The following is a 19,476-nucleotide window of genomic DNA, read 5'->3' as shown; positions in this document are numbered from 1 at the left end:
CAGAATGATTTACAGATTTAGAGTTATACTTGATAATGATACCGAAGATGATGTTTTTCGCGATTTAGAAATCCGTGAAACCGATACGCTTGAAGATTTGCACAACATCATCACACAATCTTTTGGTTTCGATGGCTCTGAGATGGCATCGTTTTACTTAAGTAACGATCATTGGGATCAAGGTGAAGAAATTTCGCTGTTCGATTTAAGCGAAAATAACTCTGCGCGTTTAATGAACGAAACGTCTTTGGATAGTGTGGTGCACGAAGCACAAACTAAACTGATTTACGTTTACGATTTTTTAAGCATGTGGACTTTTTATGTAGAACTTGCCGAAATTGTTGAAGAAACCGAAGGCAATGATTACCCAAACCTTATGTTCGTACAAGGGCAAGTGCCTGAAAACGCTCCAGAAAAATTATTTGAGGTAGACCCCAACGACGATTTTAACGAGTTTGAAGACGAATTGGATATTGACGATTACAACAATCTGGATTTTGATGAAAACTGGAATTAATACATATTCCTTTTCTTTAAACTCTCCAGCTTAACATTGTCGTAATTACGAGTTAAAAAAGCTAAGGCGTACTTTAGTATTTCACCCATATTCTTACTGCGCTTAAAATTTACATCTTGGGTATATTCAAAAATGGTTTTCTTTAACAAACTTATGTTTTCTTGATTGGAAATCGTGTCGCTTTCCATACAATCTATCAATTCGCCAATGCGTACATTAAAACTTTTTAAACGTTTAACCAAAATAGAACGCTCTTCGGTTTTGTATTGATCTATGGATAATTTCTGTATGGTTTCAGAAACCAGTTCAACCATTTTTAAGTTCTCCTTAAAAAATTGCGGCCTGTAAATATTAAACTTGCCCTCGTACGACTGCTGGTCGAAATCTATAGCCCTTATCCTGTAAACCACATGATCAAAATCATGTATGGGCACAATAACATAGTTATAAGATCGCATATCGCCCAAAAGCCTAATCATGCAACGTTCGTTAAACTTAACAAACTCTTTGGCAATTTGGGCTTTTTCAGATTTTGTGCACTGTGGCAGCATGTTTTTTATAAACTCGTCTCCGGGTATTCCGGTAATATGCTCTTCAATAAGCGTGTTTTTAGAGACCAAAAAATTTAAATTATAAGGCGATAACATGTGCTCTAACTCTAAACCGTAAATACGCGAAGCATCGGTGGTTTTTATATAGAAATGGGTATAGTTGTCATTTAAAATATTCCTTATTTTTACTCGGAAAGGTTTCGAGTTGCCGAAGGTGCAAAAATCTATGGCATCAACATTTAAAAAAGGGAGAATGCTTTCGTTTCCATCAGAATGTAATATGGTATATACTTTTTTAAGAGATGAATCTATTTCTTCACGTTCAAATTCGTTGTAATACACCCTAATCCAAAGCGTATCATTATCCTCTTTATCGTAAACCACAATCGACCCTTGAAAACGCAACAAATCATCGTAGAAAATAGGAATCGTTGTATTTCTATCGTACCTATCCAAATAATCATCTAGTTTATTTGTAACAGGAAAAGAAGGTTTTCGTTTTGAAATTTTTAAATCTTGCATAAATGTAAAGTTATTCAAATTAAAGAAATAATCTAAAATTCTTTTACTCAACTCATTTAAAATTTTTAATTAAAAGCTTTTATTAATATTCTTGTAACAAAATAAGCCGAACATCGTCTTACTTTAACAACCAAAATTGTTGATGTTCCTGAAAATAAATTCAGGGGTATTATTTCGGCATAAAAAATCACACATCTTGGAACCCATACTTACAATTAACAATCTTACCAAAAAATTTGGCTATTTAACCGCAGTAAAAGATTTATCGTTTACCATAAACAAAGGCAACGTTTATGGTATTTTAGGGCCAAACGGAAGCGGAAAATCTACCACTTTGGGCATTGTTTTAAATGTGGTTAACAAAACACAGGGTAATTTTAAATGGTTTGACGGACAAACAACCACGCACGATGCGCTAAAAAAAGTAGGCGCCATAATTGAGCGGCCCAACTTTTACCCCTACATGACAGCGACACAAAATTTAAAACTGGTCTGTAAAATTAAAGGTGTAGATTATGGTAAAATTGAAGAAAAGCTTGAAATTGTTGGCTTGCTGGAACGCAAAGACAGCAAGTTTAAAACCTATTCTTTAGGTATGAAACAACGTTTGGCCATTGCTTCGGCACTATTAAACGATCCGGAAATTTTAATTTTAGACGAACCCACAAACGGATTGGATCCACAAGGCATTCACCAAATACGCGAAATCATTAAGCAAATTGCAACCAAAGGCACCACCATTTTATTGGCATCGCATTTGTTGGATGAAGTTGAGAAAGTATGCTCGCATGTAGTGGTGCTGCGCAAAGGCGTAAAATTATATTCGGGTCGTGTGGACGAAATGATTTCCAGTCATGGTTTTTTTGAATTGAAATGCAATACCCCAAAAGATTTGATTGCGCTTTTAGAAAACAACCCCTCTTTTAAATCGATTAAAGATAAAGACGGTTTAATAACTGCTTTTTTAAACGAACCGATGCCATCTGAAGATTTTAACAAATACCTTTTTAAAAACGGTATTGTACTTACCCATTTAGTACAGCGTAAAGAGAGTTTAGAAGAGCAGTTTTTACAATTAACAGACCATTGATAAAACAATACCAATTTACGCTGTCCCGATAGCTATCGGTATTGTTTCGGAACAAAAAACACACGAACTATATGTTACGTCTTTTAAATTTAGAACTACAAAAACTACTCCTTAACAGAACCAGCAAAATACTCATTTTTGTTTCGTTTATTTTGCCGTTTTTTGTTATTTTATTATCCTCATTAAGGATTAATGTTTTTGGTTTTTTTACACTGGAATTGGGTGAATTGGGCATTTTCAACTTCCCCATTATCTGGCATTTAACCACATTTTTCGCATCGCAATTCAAATTCTTTTTTGCCATTGTGGTTGTAAGCATGATTGGTAACGAGTACAGCAACAAAACCATAAAGCAAAACTTAATTGACGGGTTAAGCAAAAAAGAATTTATTCTCTCTAAATTCTACACCATTGTTTTCTTTTCGTTAGTATCTACGGTACTTATTGCTTTAATTTCTTTATGTATAGGCTTATACTATTCAAGTTATACCGAAGCTTCCATTATTTTAAGGGAAACCGAATTTATAGCTGCATATTTTTTAAAACTTGTTGGCTTTTTTAGTTTGTGCTTATTTTTAGGAATGCTTGTAAAACGTTCAGCTTTCGCATTAGCTTTTTTATTTATCTTATATATTTTAGAATGGATTTTGTTTGGATTAATAGCCTGGAAATTTGATGCCAATAGCGCTGAAAAGATCCAAAATTTCTTTCCGTTAAAAGCTATGTACAAATTAATCGATCAACCATTCCAACGTATAGCCATGACTAAATTTCCAGACAAAGGTGAATTGGCTTACGACTATGCGGTGCATGGGCACGAATTTGCCATAGTAACAGCTTGGACTGCTCTATTTATCTTTTTATCGTACAGATTATTAAAAAAGCGAGATTTATAATATCTTTGGTAGCATTTGCTACTGAAAAGATGAAAAAATTCGCATTTCTATTAATAGGTTATTTAATAAGTATAAATGGTTTTGCCCAAAGTGAAGCCGCCAATTGGTATTTTGGTTTTGGTGGTGGCATAAAATTTAACCAAGTCAACAATTCTGTGACCCCAGTAAGTGATGGACAATTATTTACAAACGAAGGCTGCGCGTCCATATCAGACAGTTCTGGTGAGTTACTATTTTATACAGATGGCACAACCGTATGGAACAGAAATCATAATTTGATGCAGAATGGCTCAAACTTATTTGGCGATTCTTCTAGTACGCAATCTGCCATTATTGTGCCCAAACCAGACGATGAGAATATTTACTACATTTTCACAGTTGATAATGGTCTTGATGGGAATGATTTCGGTTTAAACTATTCGCAAGTCGATATGACTTTAGATGGCGGTCTAGGTGCTATTACTACAAAAAACAGAAATTTACTTCGGAAATGTTCTGAAAAAATTACAGCAGTTTTAAAGGATTGTATTACAAAATCCATTTGGGTGCTTACCCTAGCATCAGAAAATGGCGATGCCGATATTTTCAACACTTTTCACGCTTTTGAGGTTAACAATTTAGGCGTTAACACAACATCGGTCAAGTCAACATTTAACCTTTTTATTTCAGATGCACGAGGCTATTTAAAGCTCTCGCCTGATGGCGAAAAAGTGGCATGTGCCAATGTTAGGGACGGTTTGTATTTATATGATTTCGACACCGCTACAGGTATTGTAAGTAATCAATTGGAACTTGATTTGTCTTTTGAAAATTATGCCAGTTATGGTGTGGAATTTTCACCAAACAGTCAATTGCTCTATGTGCATTCGTATAACAATTTTTTCGATTTTGAAACGCCGGCCAACAATAACATCCCATCAAACCACACATCATCATTGCTCCAATACAATCTTTTAGCAACAAATATTCAATCCTCCGTTGTTGTTTTAGATGACCGTGAATTGTACAGAGGCGGTTTGCAACTTGGGCCAAACGGTAAAATTTACAGAGCTTTAAGCGCCACTTACAATGATGGCTTACCTTATCTTGGGGTAATTAATAACCCCAACGGTATTGGTTTTAGTGCGAACTATAGCCACAATACCATTAGTCTTTCACCAAACAATTCCTCACAAGGATTGCCTCCTTTTATAGCTTCTTTTTTTAATGAAAAAATAGACATTATTAAAAATGGCAGGAATTCCACAAACCTTGCGCTTTGTGTCAATGATACGTACACTTTAACCGCCGACCAAATAACTGGTGCTACCTATAGTTGGACCCGTGATGGAAACCCTTTATCTGAAAATGATCATGATTTAGTAGTTACCCAAAATGGGCATTACGAAGTGTATATCGATCCCAACAACGGCGACTGTGCCATTGAAGGTGAGGCTTTTGTTGTTTTTAATGCTAACCCCGAAGCCTTCAACCACACCCTGTTGCAGTGCGACGAGGACGGTACCGCCGATGGCCTTACGCTGTTCAACCTCAACCAAGCCAATGCAGCTCTAACCAACAACGTAGCCGGCCTTTCAACCAGGTTCTATACCGATGCCGCCAGAACCAATGAAGTTGACGGCAACGCCTTTACCAACACAAGCAATCCGCAAACCATTTATGCCGAAGTTGTAAACGATGCAACGCGCTGCTCCTCACCTTCAGAACTAACACTGAATGTGAGCGTTACAGATTCAGGCGATACACAACTTATTGTTTGCGATGACGACGGAACAGAAGATGGTTTCTACAATTTCAATTTAAGCAACGCCGATAGCGCTATTGTAAGCGGGCTACCTGCCGGCTTAACCATTGCCTATTACCAAACTTATGATGATGCTCTGCTTGAAACAAACAATTTAGGAACCTCATTTACAAACACAAACCCATATTCGCAAATTATTTATGCACGGGTTGAAAATGCCAACAACTGCTACGGCATAAGCGAAGTGGCCCTGACCGTAAACGAGCTGCCGGATATTGAAACCGAAGCTTTGGCGTATTATTGCCTCAACTTTTTCCCGGACACCATCGCTTTGGACGCCGCTGTTATAAACCATGCGCCTTCAAACTATACCTACAGTTGGTCCACCGGGGAAAGCACCTATCAAATCAATGTAAATCAAGCGGGCACTTACAACGTTACGGTTACCAATGCCAATGGCTGCACCAAACAACGCACCATTACCGTAGAACCCTCGAACATTGCAACCTTTGAAACCATTGAAGTGGTCGATGCCACACAAAACAATACCATTACCGTTTTGGTTTCTGGCGAAGGAGTTTATGAGTTCAGATTGCTAGACGAGAACAACGCGGTGTACGCACCCTATCAGGAAAGCAATACGTTCGAAAACGTTTCACCGGGCATTTACACCCTGAGCGTCCGCGACATTAAAAACAACTGCGGCACCGTGCAAGACCTAGTGTCGGTTATCGGGTTCCCCAGGTTTTTTACACCAAATAACGATGGCGACAACGATACCTGGCAGGTCCAAGGCATTTCAAGCATGTTCCAGCCCAATACCAATATCCTTATTTACAACAGGTTCGGGAAACTGGTAAAGCAGTTGGATCCGCTGGGAAAAGGTTGGGACGGAATCTTTAATGGCCAGAAACTGCCCGCAGACGATTATTGGTTTGCCGTTACCCTGCAAGACGGAAGGGTTTTAAAAAACCATTTTACCTTAAAATATTAATTTAAGAATCATAAAAACCAATTAAAATCGTATTTTATCGGATATATTTTGCGCTTCATCTGAAAAAAGTCTATTTTTCCCAATATATTCAATTTATATTTTAATTGAGTTTTCCAAATTAAAAGAAACCTACTGCTATGAAATTTGCTAACTATTTACTAGGACTACTTTTACTTGGTAGCAGTTACGCCTACGCTCAACAAATTTTAGTTGACGATTCCGTTGGATTACAACAACTTATCCAGGACAACCTTGTGCAAAACAGTTGTGTAGAAATTACCAATATTACATCATCTGTTAACGGTAGTGCCAGTGGTTTTTCAAGCTATGCTCAGTTTGATCGTGGGAGTTCTAATTTTCCGTTTCAAAATGGCATCATGCTTTCTACGGGCAATGCTACATCTGGCGGTAACGGGGTTACAACGCCCACATTAAGCGAAGGTTCTACCATTTGGGGCACCGACCCCGATTTAGAAACCGCTTTGGGCATAACCAACACGTTAAATGCCACATCGATTGAGTTTGATATTGTATCCATATCGAGTCAGCTTCAATTTAATTACTTATTGGCTTCAGAAGAATATTTCGGTATTAACCCTTGTCAGCTTTCCGATGGTTTTGCCTTTTTAATAAAAGAAACCGGTAGCCCGCTGCCGTATCAAAATATTGCGGTAGTTCCTGGCACATCAACACCTGTTAACACAAATACCATACATGATGAGATTTTTGGTGTTTGCGCTGCTCAAAACGATCAATATTTTGATGGCTATAATGTTGGAGACACCAATTATAACGGCAGAACAACCGTTTTAACTGCAACTACTACCATAACGCCTTATGTGCAATACCATATTAAATTGGTTATTGCCGACCAAACAGATGGTGATTTTGATTCGGCTGTTTTTATTGAAGGCAATAGTTTTAAAATTTTAGATTTGGGAGAGGATGTATCAACCTGTGCGCCTTCGGTAACACTAGATGCCGATATACAAAACCCTCAAGCTACTTATGCTTGGTTTTTAGATAATTCTCCACTTGCCACAACACTGCCAACAATAAGTGCCACCCAAGATGGTACATATAGAGTTGAAGTTACAGTAGATTTAAATGGCAATGCTTGTGTTGAAACAGATGAAGCAGTTGTGGTTTTAAACACCGAAGAACCCATAAACCCTGTTACAGATTATGCTTTATGCGATGATGCAAGCGGCGATGGCTTTGAGACATTCGACCTCAGTTCTAAAAACACCGAGATAATAAACAACATCCCTTTTGCAAATTACGACTTCTCTTATCACCTCTCTGATGCAGATGCCAGAAACAACGCAAATCCTGTATCTGGGAATTTCACAAATACAACACCTTTTTCCCAAACCATTTATGTTCGTATTCAAGATACAAACTCTGGTTGCTTTGGTTTTACAACGTTTAACTTGGTTGTAAACCCTTTACCAAATATTACTGCACCAACAGATCTAGAGGTATGCGATAGCGATACCACACCCGATGGTTACACCGTAATCGATTTAACCCAAAAAGACAACGAAATTACAGGAGGCAACAGTAATTTGGTGGTAAGCTACCATTACAGCACTATTGATGCAGATACCGGTGCAAACCCAATTCCCACCCCTTATGTAAATACAAACACACCTGTTGAAATGGTTTATGTTAGGGCAATTAACACGCAAACCGGTTGTGTAAGCACCTCTAATTTAACAATTAACATAACCACCAGCCCCATAGTTAACAGAAATACGCAATATCTGGATGCCTGCGATACAGATAAAGATGGTAATGCTAATTTTGATTTAACACAAGTTATTAACGATATTTTAATGGGCTTGACCGGGGTAACATTTACATTTCATGAAACCATACCCGATGCCCAAACTGGAAACAACCCAATTGCCAACGAAACCAATTACCAATACCAAAACGCACTGTTTGAACCCGGTAACGCAACCCTTTACGTAAGAGTTGTAGATGATGTTACGGGCTGCGCATCTATTGTGCCCCTAGAAGTACATACCAATTTATTGCTAACTGGTACAGATACGGGAGATTTCGCACTGTGCGACGATAACGACAACATAAACGACGCCCTAGATTTTAATCTTAACACGCTAGAACTCTTTATTGCTAACGAACTCCCCAATATTGCCGTTACTTTTTACGAAACCGAAACAGATAGGGACTCCAACGCAAACCCCTTGGATAGCAGCATACCTTATCCGGCCACAAGCCCCACTACACTTTACATAAAAATTGACGACACCGCAAGTGGTTGCTCAGATTTTTCTGAAATTACCTTACTGGTAAACCCCGTTATTGTTTTTAATCCAACAATACCAATACCCTATTGCGATACAGACGATGACGGAATTGTTAGCATAGATTTGGCATCGCTAGACGATATTGTAACCAACGGAAATACAGATTTTGATGTGCGATACTACCCCACCAACACAGATGCTGAAAACAACACCAATCAACTACCACCATTCTACACCAATACAACCCAAGTGGAAACCATATATGCACGCATTGAAAATATTAGTTCGGGATGTAGCACCATAAACCCTTTTGATATTGAAATTTATGTGGCACCTGCTGCGACCTCGCCAAACCCTATAACAATTTGCGATAACGACCAAGACGGATTTTCAATTATCAATCTGGAAGATAAAATTCCGGAAACGGTTACCAATACCACAGGACTTAACATTGCTTTTTTTACCTCGTTTGATGATGCCGATAATAACGTAAACCCAATTACAGATACAACCAATTACAACGCCAATACGCAAACCATTTACATACGTGTAGAAAACGACGATAGCCTAAGTTGTTTCAATATTGTAACGCTAGATGTTAATATAAACACAATACCTATTATTCCAGATTTAAACCCATTTCAAATATGTAAAGACGATGGCACTTTTGTAGCAGATTTTTTAATGGTTGATAAAGATGCCGAAATTTTAAACGGCCAAACCGGAAAAGAAGTCTTTTATTTTGAAGATGCCGCTTTTAGCATTCCCATCGATAAAAATACCGTTTACCAAAACACAAGCTCGCCACAAACCATTTATGTTCGTGTTGAAAACACTACCGATGCGACCTGTTCTGCAACATCATCGTTTGACTTGCAAGTATCTTCAGACCCCATTTACAATGCATTCAATCCGTATTTAATTTGCGATGATATTTCCAACGACCAAATACACGTTTTTGATTTAAACGAAAAAATTACCGAAATATCCCAAGGCTCACCCGATAATCTTAACGTTAGCTTTCATTTAAACCGACAAGATGCCGAAGATAATTTAAACCCGCAACCATTACAATACACCAATGTTTCAAATCCGCAAACGCTTTATGTAAGAATAGAAAGCAGCGCATCATTCTGTTATGTAGTTGAAGAATTAGGTATTAATATAATAGCATCGCCAGATTTAACCCAAGCAAACCCTTTTGAAAGTTGCGATACAGATTATGATGGTTTTGTAAGCTTTAATTTAGAAAATGCCGATTTTCAAATTAATGACAGATTGCAAAACAACCTCATTACCAATTACTTCGAAAATTTCTCAGATATTAACCAAAATGATGGTTTAGATAATAGCAACGAAATTGCTGATCCAACAAATTATATTTCTGATAGCAAAACAGTATATATTAAAGTGGCCAATACCTTAACGGGGTGTTTTAGTGTAATTCCGTTAGAATTGGTTGTAATTGCGCCACCGCCAACAAATGCCATTGGCACCATTGAAATTTGCGATAATGGCACAGACACTTTCAACCTATCAACCGTTGATGCTCTAATTGTTAACGACCCAAGTGTTGTAACCATATCGTATCACAACTCCCAAAACGATGCCGATAACAACATAAACCCAACAGCTAACATTTTTAACTATACAGCAAGCAATCATGTTATTTACGCAAGGGTTAACGATCCGTTGGTTAATTGCCCAATTACAGTACCTTTTAACTTACAAATTAATGCAAACCCAATTGCAAACAACGCACCAGATTTAATAGCATGCGACGATGATTTTGATGGTTTTTTTGAATTTGATTTATCGGCAAACTCCAATGCCATCATAGGTTCGCAAAACGCTTCAATACACACGGTAACGTATTATAGCGATGTAACAGAAGCAGAAACAGCAAGCAATGCATTACCAAATTTACACACCGCTTTTGATGGTGAAATTATATTTGCTCGCATTCAAAATAATAACACAGGATGTTTTGGCGTATCGCAATTTGCCACTCGAATAAATCCGTTGCCTATAATTCCCATCGGAGATTTAGTGCCTCTTTGTATAAACGACCTACCACTAATTATTAGTGCAGATACCGGAAACCCAAACGACACTTATCTATGGTCAACCGGAGAAACTGCAACAGAAATCCTTTTAGATGAAGTTACAGACATTGGCGATTATTGGGTAACTGTTACAACACCTTATGTTATAGGCCCCAACTGTTCGTACACCAAAAATTTCACGGTTATAGAATCTGAAGATGCTACCATAGATTTTACAACAAAAGTTGATTTTGCAGATCCTAACAGCATTACCGTAAATGTTAGCGGCATTGGCGATTATGTATTTATTTTAGATGATGGCGAACCACAAACATCAAATGTTTTTAACAATGTAACCTTTGGATTGCATACCATAACTATTCGCGATTTAAACGGCTGCAAAGATGTAAGCACCGAGGTTGTGGTTATAGATATCCCCAAATTTGTAACCCCAAATAACGATGGCGTTTTTGACACCTGGCATATTGTGGGCGTGCAAGAAATACCGGGAACCGTAGTTTATATTTATAACAGACATGGCAAGCTGCTAAAAACGCTTCCGCATACTTCTTTAGGTTGGGATGGCACTTTTAACGGGCAAAATATGCCATCGGACGATTACTGGTTTGTAGCTAAAATTATTCAAAACAACGAAGCTTTTGATATTAGGGGGCATTTTGCTTTAAAGCGTTAACATATAATTTTAAATTACTTTAAAGCCTTTTTATTTAACTTTAATGAAATACATTTTACTCGCATTCTACATGCTAACCAGCATAAATTTAGTTGCCCAAAACCTACAAGTAGATAGCCAAACCTATACCCCTCAACAACTTATTGAAGATATTTTAATTAACAGCAATTGCATTACCAATGTTACAGTAACCAACGTGGTTGGCGGAAATTTTGGGGGCACAGACCAAAGCTATGGTTATTTTGATGCCACGGGCACAACCTTTCCTTTTCAGAGCGGTATTGTTTTAACTACCGGCCGTTTAAGCAATGTAGAAGGGCCAAATACCACTTTAAGCGATGACGACGCCGTAAATTGGTTTGGAGATAACGATTTAGAAAATATTTTAAATGAAAGCAATACCCACAATGCCACAATTATAGAATTTGAATTTACAGCGGTAGCAAATCTAATTAGTTTCAGGTACCTTTTTGCCTCAGAAGAATACCAACAAGGTAACCCAAACACTTGCCAATTCTCGGACGTGTTTGGTTTTTTAATCCGCGAAACGTCCAATCAAAATTATACAAACATCGCCTTAGTGCCCGATACCCAAACACCCGTAAAAGTAACTACGGTGCATCCCAACATCCCAAATGGCTGCGCCGCCCAAAACGAAAGTTATTTTGGCAGTTGGAACACGGCCAGCGCACCAATAAATTTTAACGGGCAAACCGCAGTGTTAACAGCCACAGCAAGCGTTGTACCCGGAGCAACCTATCATGTAAAATTGGTAATTGCAGACGAGCAAAATTTTAGATATGATTCTGCTGTTTTTCTTGAAGCGGGCAGTTTCCAATTACGAACAGATTTGGGCCCAAATAGATTATTAGCAACAAATAGCGCACTATGCGAAAACGAAACCTTACAACTTAACGCCTCTCAAACAGGTGCAACATCTTATAGGTGGTTTTTTAATGATGTAGAACAACTGGGAAGCAACAACAGTACTTTTGATGTGATGCAAGCTGGAAAATACAATGTTGAGGTTGCACTTAATAACAGCTGTTTTTCATATGGTGAAATACTTATTGAATACGCACAAAACCCCATGGTACAAAACACCAATATAATTGAATGCGACATTAATCAAGATGGCTTAACCACTTTTAATTTATTTGATGCCACTCAAAACATAACCAATGGTAATGCATCGCTATCGGTTCAAAATTTCTATTTAACAGATCTAGAAGCTCAACAAGATATAAACCAGATACCTAATCCAACCACATTTCAAAACTCCATTCCGCAACAGGTAGTTTATGCTCGTGCAGAAAATATGTTCAGGTGCTTCTCGGTTGCCGAAATAACCTTAGACATTTCGAACAATGTATTAAATCTTCCGGATTTTTATATTTGTGATGACAATGTAGCTGATGGCTTTTCAACATTCAATATCAACGATCTTATATCGCATGTAGAACCGCTGGTACCTAACGGAGCGACGATAAGTTTTTATACAACCGAACAAGATGCATATAATGACTCTAACGCTTTAAACGGAAATTATACCAACTCAACTCCATATTCAGAAACCTTATTTGTAAAAGTTGAAAACAACGGAAACTGCTATGCAACAAGCAGGATAAATTTAAATGTGGTTTTTACACCTCAACTACTGCCAAACGAGTCTCAAATTTACTGCCTCAATACTTTTCCGGACACCATTCAATTATTTGCAGGTATTTTAAACGACAACCCAAATAATTACTCGTATCAATGGTTTTTTAACAATCAACTTATAAGTGCTGCTTCTCCAATAATTGATATAAATGAAATTGGGTCGTATTCTGTAATTGCAACCCATCAAAACGGTTGTTCTGCAACACGTAATATTACAGTAGTTCCTTCAAATGCAGCAACCATAACAGATGTTATTATTGAAGAAACCTCAACAAAAAATTCTATTACTATAAATGTTTCTGGCCAAGGCGATTACCAATTTGCCTTAGACAACCAAATATATAACGACAATAATATATTTACCAATGTTAATGCGGGTTTCCGTACGGTTTATGTACTTGATAAAAATGGTTGTGGAACTGTATCTCGAACAATATCTGTTTTAGGTTTCCCAAAATATTTTACCCCTAACAACGATGGTATTAACGACACTTGGAAACCTCTAGGGGTAAACGCGCAGTTTAATTCTGATATTACAATAACCATATTTAACCGTTACGGAAAATTACTAAAAAACATCAGTCCATTAAAGGCAGGTTGGGATGGTACTATTAATGGCTTTAAACTGCCCAATGACGATTATTGGTACAAAGTCGTTTTATCCAATGGAAAAGAATACCGTGGACATTTTACCTTAAAGCGCTAACCCTTTATCCGGTTATGTTTTTTAAAAAAATTAAAACTATATTTGATTGCTACTGCTATTTTATGAAAAAAATGAAAATTAAGTTACATACTGCTGCAACAGTTTTGCTTATACTGTTTACTTGTGCTTGCAATCTTGTTGTGGCGCAAGCCAATTGCACTTTTGGCAATGCTGTTTTTACCGAAGATTTTGGGTCTGGCACTAACAGATTGGGTCCCTCGTTAAATCAAGACCCCAATAACGTGCATCCCAATTTTAGGCCTGCAGACCTTTACACTTACGTTGGTACGGGTAGCGTTGGCCAAGACCAATATGGCATTATGAAATCTCCTAAAGATGCCGCTCCCAACGGTGCAGATTGGAATGATGACTTTCCAGACCACACCGGCAACACCAATGGATATTTATACTATTGCGATGCCAAAGAAGACCTAAATGTGTTTTATGCACAAAAAATTGATGGCTTGTGCGATGATATAGAATATGAACTTTCTGCTTGGTTTGCAAAAACAAACGCTCCAGATTATTTTATAGACCCTAATATTAAATTAATAATTGGTTTTACCGATAGTAACGACCAAAACATTGGCAGTATTGTTGAAACAGACACAGGTCCAATTGAAGGCGTAGGCACTAACAGGTGGCACCGCAGAAGCCTGGTGTTCTCTGTGCCAACAGGAACAGAGAACGTCTATTTTATGTTAAAAAATAATGTTGCAGGCTTAGACGGAAACGATTTAGCTATTGATGACATACAAATAAAACCATGCGGCCCAGTAATTGATAGTATAGACCAATTAACAAGTAACCTTGCAAACAATAATTCTTTTTGCATTACAGATACATCTAATAATTTAATTAGTTTATCGGCCAATGTTCCAACTAGTTTTGCCATGCAATGGCAGGAATCTACAACTCCAGGTGTATGGGTTGATATCCCAAATGAAACCTCTAGCGTTTTAAACCATATTTTACCTGCAAACTCAAACTCGACACATTTAATAAGGCTTAAATTTGCGCACAATTTGGCCAATTTACTTAACTCCAAATGTCATTTTTTATCAGAAGTCTTAACTTATAATAAAACTTATGCCAACATAGCACCTAACATGCAATTGTGTGATAGCAATAATGCCGGTACAGCACTATTCGATTTAAGCTCCCAAAATAATTTTATAAATGCAGATGGCGGCGTTACAATAACCTACCATAGCACCCAAAACGATGCCGATACTGGAACCAACCCGCTGTCGAGTCCGTATCAGAGTGGAAATGCTACCATTTATGCACGCGTAGAAAACAACAATGTGCTATTGGGTAATACTTGCGCCTCTACTTCAAGTTTTAATTTAGAAGTTTACCCAACGGTTACCAACAGTTCTATTAGCCCACTTAGCGCTTGCGACAACAGCTCTGTTGGAACCGATACAGATGGTTTTGTTTTATTCGATTTAACGCAAAAAGAAACAGAACTTTTAAACGGGCAACCGCCAACAGATTTTACAATTACATATTTTACCGATGCAGCTTATACTGCACTTATTACAGCACCCAATGCTTATGTTAATACTGCTACGGGTACACAAACCATATATGTACGAATTACCAATAACTTAAACCCAAACTGTTATACAGACACTGCTTTTAATATTGAAGTGTTTAGCTTACCCACAGCAAACAACCCTGGTATTTATGCGCAATGTGATGATGCCTCAAACGACGGACAAGCATTTTTCAATCTATCCCTCGACAGCATCAAACAAGAAATAAACCCTAATTATTTAACCGAAGGGCTATCTTTTTCATATTACGAAAATCAAATTCAAGCAGAAAACGCTACAAATGCTATTGTAAACCCTTCTAATTATCAAGATGCGCTTGGTTTTACGCAAGAAACGGTTTGGGTAAGAGTACAAAACACTAATGGCTGTTTTAGGGTTGTTCCGTTAATTTTAGAAGTAAACCCTTCAAGCGCAGCTTTAGACTTATATAATCCAACACCAATTTACCAATGTGATGATGGTATTGATGCTAGAGATGGGGTTTCTACCTTCGATATATCTGGTATAAGAGATTATATTGCCAACACTATTTTTTCAACGTTAAACGTTACTGTTCATTTTTTTGAAAGTGAACTCGATGCCGAATTAGAAACCAATGAAATTGCAGATATTTACAATCATAAAAACACAAATAGCCCTAATGCGCAAGATATTTGGGTTCGTGTAAAAAGTAACTTGGGCAACAATTGCCTGGGTTTAAAAGCTTTTACCAGCCTATTAAACGTTGAAGCATTACCCATTGCAAACCCGGTAACCATTTCAAGGCAATGTGATTTCGACACTACAGATACCGCAGTTAACTATCCGTTTAACACCTCGCAAATAGAAACCAATTTACTCAATGGGCAGTCTCTTGCCAATGTAACGGTTACTTATTTTGATGAAAACAATATGCCATTACCAAGTCCGTTACCCAACCCATTTTTAACAGCAAGTCAAACCATTACGGCGCGGGTAACCAATAATGCAACCGCAGATCCAAATGGCCCATGTTTTGAAGAAACAACCATCGAGTTTATAGTGGACGCTCAACCTGTTGCAAACCCCATACCGCCTCAAATAGTGTGCGATGGCGATGCCGGTGATATTGATGATGACGGATATTTTCCTTTTGATACTTCTGCTTTTAAAAACACAGTATTAGGAACTCAATCGGGTATGGATATTTTTTTCGATTATATTGATGAAAATGGTGCCTCCATAACCAATAGCACAACATTACCCAATCCGCTTATTTCGCAAAGCCAGAACATTATCGTAAATGTGGTAAACCCTATAAATACTACTTGTATCGCTTCAATAAGTATAGCGCTTATTGTGAATCCATTACCCGAATTTTCAGTATTCAGCCCAAGAATTATTTGTTCTTCAGACCCAAGCTTTAATATAGTTTTAAATGCTTTTAAGGCTAATGTTACTGAAACTTTACATTATACATGGACTTGGAGCAGTATAGACGGAACAACCACAGATCAGTTCATTTCAAATGATGAAGAAATTACAGTATCAAAACCAGGCACCTATGCCATTACATTATCCAAAACCAATGGCACGGGATGTTCCAGAACCAGAGAAATAGTTGTCGATGCATCAGAATTAGCCACCATTACACAAGACGATGTTAGCATTGTTGATATTTCTGAAAACAATTCTGTTACTATTAATACCACTAATTTAGGAATGGGAGATTACGAATATGGGTTAAGAGAAGAAGGTTCCCCTTTTATAGTATATCAAGATAACCCCGTATTTAACAATGTTAAACCTGGGTTTTATACCATCTACGTTAAAGACCAAATTTGTGGCGTTGCAACACTGCCCATATCTGTTATTGGGCATGCCAAGTTTTTTACACCTAACGGAGACGGCATAAATGATCTTTGGAACATAAAGGGCGTTAATAGCACATTCCAACCCAATAGCAGCATTTTTATATATGATAGATATGGGAAATTAATCAAACAACTATCTGCCCGATCAAAGGGTTGGGATGGCACATTTAATGGCAAAATATTAAACACCAACGATTATTGGTTTAAAGCCTTTCTTGAAGATGGCAGACAGTTTATGGGGCATTTTACTTTAAAACGATAAACTAAGATTTTTCAAATTATAAGTTCTAAAAACTCATCAACTTTAAGTAATTTAGACACTTTAAATACTTTAGGCACTTAAAGGAATATGCAATTCAAAATAAATTCAGAATTCAAGCCCACTGGCGATCAACCACAAGCCATAAAGCAGTTGGTTAATGGCATTGACACAAATGAAAAGCACCAAACCTTATTGGGCGTAACAGGTTCCGGAAAAACCTTTACCGTTGCCAATGTAATTAAAGAGGCACAACGCCCAACCTTGGTTTTGGCACATAACAAAACCCTCGCCGCCCAATTATATTCTGAGTTTAAACAGTTTTTTCCAGACAATGCCGTAGAGTATTTTGTATCGTATTACGATTACTATCAACCCGAAGCCTACATTCCCGTTTCTGGCGTTTATATAGAAAAAGACTTATCGATTAACGAGGAAATCGAAAAAATGCGTTTAAGCACAACCTCTTCGCTACTATCGGGCAGGCGAGACGTTATTGTGGTGGCTTCAGTATCCTGTTTATACGGTATCGGAAACCCGGTGGAGTTTCAAAAAAACGTTATTACCCTTAAACGCGACCAGGTTATTTCGCGTACCAAACTGCTGCACCAACTGGTACAAAGTTTATACTCGCGTACCGAGGGCGATTTCAATCACGGCAATTTCAGGATAAAAGGCGATACGGTTGATATTTTCCCCAGTTACGCCGATGATGCTTTTAGAATCCATTTTTTCGGTGATGAAATTGAAGACATTGAATCCTTTAATATTCAAACCAATGAGGTTATCGAAAAATATGATATTCTTACCATATATCCGGCAAATATGTTTGTAACATCGCCCGAAATTTTACAAGGCGCCATAAAAAACATTCAAGACGACTTGCTAAAACAGCACGACTATTTTAAGGAAATCGGCAAACATTTAGAAGCCAAACGATTAAAGGAGCGCACCGAATTCGATTTAGAAATGATACGCGAATTGGGCTATTGCTCGGGCATTGAAAACTATTCGCGGTATTTAGATGGCAGACAACCCGGAACCCGACCATTCTGTTTACTGGATTATTTCCCAGAAGATTATTTAATGGTTGTTGATGAAAGCCACGTTACCATTTCGCAAGTGCACGCCATGTATGGCGGCGATAGAAGCCGAAAGGAAAACCTTGTGGAATATGGTTTTAGATTGCCCGCGGCCATGGATAACAGACCTTTAAAGTTTGAGGAATTTGAAGCTTTACAGAATCAAGTTATTTATGTTAGTGCCACACCAGCCGATTATGAATTGCAAAAATCCGATGGTATTTATGTGGAACAGGTAATTCGCCCCACGGGTTTGTTGGATCCTATTATTGAAGTGCGCCCAAGTTTAAATCAGATAGACGATTTAATTGAAGAAATCCAGCAACGAGTTGAAAAAGACGAACGTACTTTGGTAACCACACTAACCAAACGTATGGCCGAAGAACTCACCAAATATTTAGATAGAATTCAAATACGTTGCCGCTATATCCATAGTGATGTAGATACACTTGAACGCGTTGAAATAATGCAAGATTTGCGCAAAGGTTTATTTGATGTTTTAGTTGGCGTAAACCTGCTTCGTGAAGGATTGGATTTACCCGAAGTATCGCTCGTTGCTATTTTAGACGCCGATAAAGAAGGCTTTTTGCGTTCTGCCCGTTCGCTTACCCAAACCGTTGGAAGAGCCGCTAGAAACTTAAACGGAAAGGCCATTATGTATGCCGATAAAATTACCAAAAGCATGCAAAAAACAATTGATGAAACCGAGTACAGACGCGAAAAACAGATTGCCTACAATACCAAACATAATTTAGTACCAAAAGCATTAAATAAAAGTTTAGATAATGCTTTAACCAAAAATTCGGTAAGCACTTACAGTTACGAGCTTGAAGCTGCAAAAGCTGCCGAACCAGAAAGCGAATATCTAAACAAAACAGAGCTGGAAAAGAAAATTAAGGAAAAACGCAAGCTTATGGAAGAAGCAGCAAGAGCACTAGATTTTATTGTGGCTGCCAAACTACGAGACGAAATTAAAAATTACCAAAATAAACTGGAAAAGCTAAAAGTATAAACTTTTAGCTTTTCCATAACCCAAAAGGGCTT

The 19,476-nt window shown here is 37.7% G+C and carries 9 protein-coding genes; 8 read left to right on the top strand and 1 reads right to left on the bottom strand.

Going from position 1 to position 19,476, the window contains the following annotated elements:
* The first annotated feature begins 4 nt into the window (after nucleotides 1–4).
* A complete protein-coding gene (locus ACFSQS_RS00675) occupies nucleotides 5–517 on the top strand; it encodes an IS1096 element passenger TnpR family protein (protein WP_388012523.1) in 513 nt (170 codons plus the stop codon).
* Here the strand turns inward: ACFSQS_RS00675 and ACFSQS_RS00670 are convergent.
* Nucleotides 514–1,590, bottom strand: a complete 1,077-nt coding sequence (locus ACFSQS_RS00670) for a hypothetical protein (RefSeq protein ID WP_388012520.1) — start codon at nucleotides 1,588–1,590, stop codon at nucleotides 514–516. The genes ACFSQS_RS00675 and ACFSQS_RS00670 overlap by 4 nt on opposite strands.
* Before the next feature lie 196 nt (nucleotides 1,591–1,786).
* Here ACFSQS_RS00670 and ACFSQS_RS00665 point away from each other — a divergent pair, with 196 nt between their 5' ends.
* The 7 genes from ACFSQS_RS00665 (at nucleotide 1,787) to uvrB (ending at nucleotide 19,444) form a co-directional block, all read left to right on the top strand.
* Nucleotides 1,787–2,680 carry an ABC transporter ATP-binding protein gene (locus ACFSQS_RS00665; protein ID WP_388012517.1) on the top strand — a complete coding sequence of 298 codons (894 nt, stop codon included), beginning with the start codon at nucleotides 1,787–1,789 and terminating at the stop codon, nucleotides 2,678–2,680.
* A 71-nt stretch (nucleotides 2,681–2,751) separates the two neighbouring features.
* Nucleotides 2,752–3,576, top strand: a complete 825-nt coding sequence (locus ACFSQS_RS00660; RefSeq protein ID WP_388012514.1) for an ABC transporter permease — start codon at nucleotides 2,752–2,754, stop codon at nucleotides 3,574–3,576.
* Between the two features lie 29 nt (nucleotides 3,577–3,605).
* Nucleotides 3,606–6,314 carry a T9SS type B sorting domain-containing protein gene (locus ACFSQS_RS00655; protein WP_388012511.1) on the top strand — a complete coding sequence of 903 codons (2,709 nt, stop codon included), beginning with the start codon at nucleotides 3,606–3,608 and terminating at the stop codon, nucleotides 6,312–6,314.
* Between the two features lie 137 nt (nucleotides 6,315–6,451).
* Nucleotides 6,452–11,329, top strand: coding sequence for a T9SS type B sorting domain-containing protein (locus tag ACFSQS_RS00650; RefSeq protein WP_388012508.1), 4,878 nt, complete (start codon nucleotides 6,452–6,454; stop codon nucleotides 11,327–11,329).
* A gap of 43 nt (nucleotides 11,330–11,372) precedes the next feature.
* A complete protein-coding gene (locus tag ACFSQS_RS00645; protein ID WP_388012505.1) occupies nucleotides 11,373–13,697 on the top strand; it encodes a T9SS type B sorting domain-containing protein in 2,325 nt (774 codons plus the stop codon).
* Nucleotides 13,698–13,768: 71 nt separating this feature from the next.
* The gene (locus ACFSQS_RS00640; RefSeq protein WP_388012502.1) at nucleotides 13,769–17,353 is read left to right on the top strand and encodes a T9SS type B sorting domain-containing protein; all 3,585 of its coding nucleotides are present in this window, start codon (nucleotides 13,769–13,771) and stop codon (nucleotides 17,351–17,353) included.
* An 87-nt stretch (nucleotides 17,354–17,440) separates the two neighbouring features.
* Nucleotides 17,441–19,444, top strand: coding sequence for an excinuclease ABC subunit UvrB (gene uvrB / locus ACFSQS_RS00635; RefSeq protein ID WP_388012499.1), 2,004 nt, complete (start codon nucleotides 17,441–17,443; stop codon nucleotides 19,442–19,444).
* Nucleotides 19,445–19,476 lie beyond the last annotated feature (32 nt).

The sequence above is a fragment of the Gelatiniphilus marinus genome (assembly GCF_042684345.1).
Lineage (GTDB): Bacteria > Bacteroidota > Bacteroidia > Flavobacteriales > Flavobacteriaceae > Gelatiniphilus > Gelatiniphilus marinus.
The sequence above is the reverse complement of the archived record's forward strand: the minus strand, read 5'-3'. Positions and strand labels throughout refer to the sequence as shown.

What these genes read in the sequence shown, in the direction of transcription:
- ACFSQS_RS00640 (WP_388012502.1), top strand. Translation starts at nt 13,769, where the DNA reads ATGAAAATTAAGTTACATACTGCTGCAACAGTTTTGCTTATACTGTTT.
- ACFSQS_RS00675 (WP_388012523.1), top strand. Translation starts at nt 5, where the DNA reads ATGATTTACAGATTTAGAGTTATACTTGATAATGATACCGAAGATGAT.
- ACFSQS_RS00655 (WP_388012511.1), top strand. Translation starts at nt 3,606, where the DNA reads ATGAAAAAATTCGCATTTCTATTAATAGGTTATTTAATAAGTATAAAT.
- ACFSQS_RS00660 (WP_388012514.1), top strand. Translation starts at nt 2,752, where the DNA reads ATGTTACGTCTTTTAAATTTAGAACTACAAAAACTACTCCTTAACAGA.
- ACFSQS_RS00645 (WP_388012505.1), top strand. Translation starts at nt 11,373, where the DNA reads ATGAAATACATTTTACTCGCATTCTACATGCTAACCAGCATAAATTTA.
- ACFSQS_RS00670 (WP_388012520.1), bottom strand. Translation starts at nt 1,590, where the DNA reads ATGCAAGATTTAAAAATTTCAAAACGAAAACCTTCTTTTCCTGTTACA.
- ACFSQS_RS00650 (WP_388012508.1), top strand. Translation starts at nt 6,452, where the DNA reads ATGAAATTTGCTAACTATTTACTAGGACTACTTTTACTTGGTAGCAGT.
- uvrB (WP_388012499.1), top strand. Translation starts at nt 17,441, where the DNA reads ATGCAATTCAAAATAAATTCAGAATTCAAGCCCACTGGCGATCAACCA.